Raw genomic sequence first — 3,166 nt, 5'->3', positions numbered from 1 at the left:
CGCGGGGTCTGACCGCTATTGCCTACTGCCAAATGAGCTGCGCACAGCGCTATAACTAGCAAATTAAGGGCGATCGCTTGCCATGTAGAACGCATTTGAGATTTATATAGTTAAAAATAAGGATTAGGGGAGCAAGGAACAAATTTCAACCTTTTTGCCCTATTCTCATTCCTGAATTTCCTGACTTCTGCAAGTCGCCCTACCGACGGGGACCCTATCTAGTGCCGCTACGCGGAAGTCAGAAGTTAGAAGTCAGAAGTCATAAGTATTAATGGATAAAGCTTTTAGGGTTTTGTAACTGGTCAGTTATTTCCGCCATTCTGTACTAGGGTTTGCTGAAAAAGTCTTTTTTAAGGAGCAGGGGAGTAGGGGAGAATTTTTTTGCCCAACTATGCGCTAAAAATGCTAACTTTTTGAGCATTAAGAGCTGAAAACTATGTACTTTTTCAATACTTAAAAAGGCTAAAACCTTTATCTGGTAATTATTTGATAATAAATCAGCAACCCATATCTTAGTTCTGTAGCCAAAAGCACATAACTCGTGCAAAGATACCAAATGGATTCTATAAAATAAGACAAAGATTTTAGGAACAAACAGGATATATTCTATATATAGATTTTCATTAGACATCTCCAGAAAAGAGGGAACAGGGAACAGAGAAGAATAATTGATAATTTCTAGATAAGAATTGATTTTATTTTTAATTTTTGGAGATGTCTATTATAGCAATGAGCGCTGGTATATTTACAAATTGCAGGATTGGCCAAATAGCTAAAAGTCTTATATGATCAGCAATTTATTCCCCCAGATGAGCTGTTGCCAGATGAGCTGTTGCCTGCGCACAGCGCTATAATTGAGAAAGCAGTGGCGATGCATTGTCATTATTTTTTTTGAAGCATGACCGTGGGAACATCTTGCTCCCGTAGCAGATATTCCTTTTGAAATTGTAGGTTGTAGGTCAAAAAAAGTTAACTTTCCTACCTACAATCAATGTTGTTTGAATTATTATCAATTATATTATGTCTGGATAATTAGACATCTCCAATAATAAAAAATCAAATCAATTATGGTACATAAATTGTCAATTCTTTCCCCCTACTCCCTACTCCCTACTCCCTACTCCCTACTCCCTACTCCCTCTTTTCTGGAGATGTCTATTAGTGATAAAAGAACTTTTTCCCTTCAAGCCTTTTCTTTCCTTCTGCCTTCATTCCTTCAAAGTGTAACTATTCAACCGGACATGATATTACTCATTACCGACCATTAAATAGAGTCTAAAACTTCTAATACTGATTTAGGTAACAACTTATCTTTAAACCAAACAATAGGTACTGGTACATCTTTCACTTTTACACCCGCTTTTTCCAAATTGAGTCGTTCGGAAACTGCCAAGATTAAATTATCACACTCAGCACTCTGCACCTGAGAAAATTTCTTTTTTAAATATTCCGGTCGCCAATATCCAACTATTTCTAATAAGTATGATTGTCCATTGGGATGTACCAGCCTAAAATCAGGAATCATTACACTACCAGGAATTGGAATTAAATCAACTTCTCTTTCTAACTTCCACTCGGTTTTTGACTTAGCCCAACGTTCTGCAAATGATGCTTCTAACATGCTATCGTAGGGTTTTCCTGGGGGATAATGACTAACTAGATCGCAATCAGAATTAATACTAAATCGACCTTTTTTCCAAGCTCCACTATAGGTGTCACGATTTTGTAAGGTTGCGTGTAAACTCCATTTTGTAACATGTAGTAATGCGGGCAACATTTTTGCTAGTGCTAAACCGTAACGAGTACTGGGTTTAAATAAACTATAGGGACCATCAATTGTGAGGGTAAAACCATGGTCAGCATCTCCTTCAATATAAGTCATTAATTGAAATAATTTTACATATCTAAATAAGAGTTTGTATTCTCCTGGATCATTGCGATGAGCGTTTAATTCAATATGACTAGCTTTGTAAAAAATACCTTGCACTTGAGACAGATTATATCTATGTAATAAAGCCTCTGATGTAGGAGCATCAAATTGAGTCAAAATTCTATTTTCTTGTAAGTCAGCATAGAGACCTTTTTTAATCTCATCAGGCATAACTTCTCGGTTTAATTCTTGACTCATTTGTGTGGCTAATTTTTCTAGTGTTAATTCTGTTGATGGGATACTAGGAACAACTTCTGCTACTGTGGTAAAAACACGTTTTCTTAATTCTATTGGTTCGAGAGGACTGATAATTTCAAAAGTAGAAAAACTGCCTCTAAGCATATGTGCTAATCCTCTTTTGAAGCGATAGTTGGGGTCATCTCCTTCAATTTCTTGTAAACGTTTATCGAGTTCTCCTTGAGTTTTGCCTACTGTTTCTTGGAAAGAGTTAATCATCTCTGTGGCAATGGCTAAATTTTTAGCATCAATTTTGAGTTTTTGCGGAATAATTGTTTCTCCTGTTTGCCGATGGACAAGTAAATCAGTTGGTAACATAAGTTATAAGTCAAAAATCAAAAGTTAAAAGTTAAAAATAAGATTTTATCAGCTCAAAAGTATAAGTCAAAAGTTAAAAGTCAAAAGTAAGATTTTATCAGCTCAAAACTTTAATCCTACAGTACAGGAAATTATTGGAGTTGCATAAATGAGGGATGATTTTAATAGTTTTGTGGAATGGGCATCTTGCCCGTTCCCAAATTATTTAACATTTAAAGTTTGAAACTATTTAGGATAAAAAAAGCTACGTTAATATTAATAGTAATGAATAATTCATAACGCGAGCAAGATGCTCGCACTAATTGTCTTAACCAACCTGGCGGTTGCTATAATAAACAAATAGAACTGCTATAGTTATTTTTTGATTTCTTCATTCTCAACAATCAGAAAAACTCATCAATATTAATATCATCATCAGAATTTTCTGAAGAATTTTTATCCTCTTTTATTTCTGATTTATTTTCCAAATCATTTTCATCATTTTTGCCATCGCTTCCCCATTTTGCACCTGGTTCAGCAGCACGTTTAACAGAAAAATTGTTAACTCCATAAATCGGTTCTGGCTTCACAATTTCCAACGGCTTAACTTCTGTTTTAGCCTCTTTTTGTTCTTGATATTTAGGAGGTTTTTTCGGTCTAATTTTACCTCTACGTCTGCGAGAAGTTTGCTCTTCACTGGTA

1 protein-coding gene and 1 pseudogene are annotated in these 3,166 nt (G+C 35.2%); both read right to left on the bottom strand.

Annotated features, from left to right (window positions below; translation table 11 throughout):
• Window positions 1–1,264 precede the first annotated feature (1,264 nt).
• Window positions 1,265–2,485: a DUF790 family protein gene (locus tag AC3DU7_RS29640; RefSeq protein ID WP_488042831.1), complete on the bottom strand. Its 1,221-nt coding sequence runs from the start codon at window positions 2,483–2,485 to the stop codon at window positions 1,265–1,267.
• A gap of 383 nt (window positions 2,486–2,868) precedes the next feature.
• A pseudogene (locus AC3DU7_RS29635) lies at window positions 2,869–3,166 on the bottom strand (ATP-dependent helicase); the annotation flags it as partial.

Source organism: Okeania sp. (genome assembly GCF_983059655.1).
Note: the sequence above shows the minus strand (reverse complement) of the source record. Positions and strands in the feature narration are given on the sequence as shown.

Coding starts and splice junctions, on each gene's coding strand:
- AC3DU7_RS29640 (WP_488042831.1), bottom strand. CDS start 2,485: ATGTTACCAACTGATTTACTTGTCCATCGGCAAACAGGAGAAACAATT.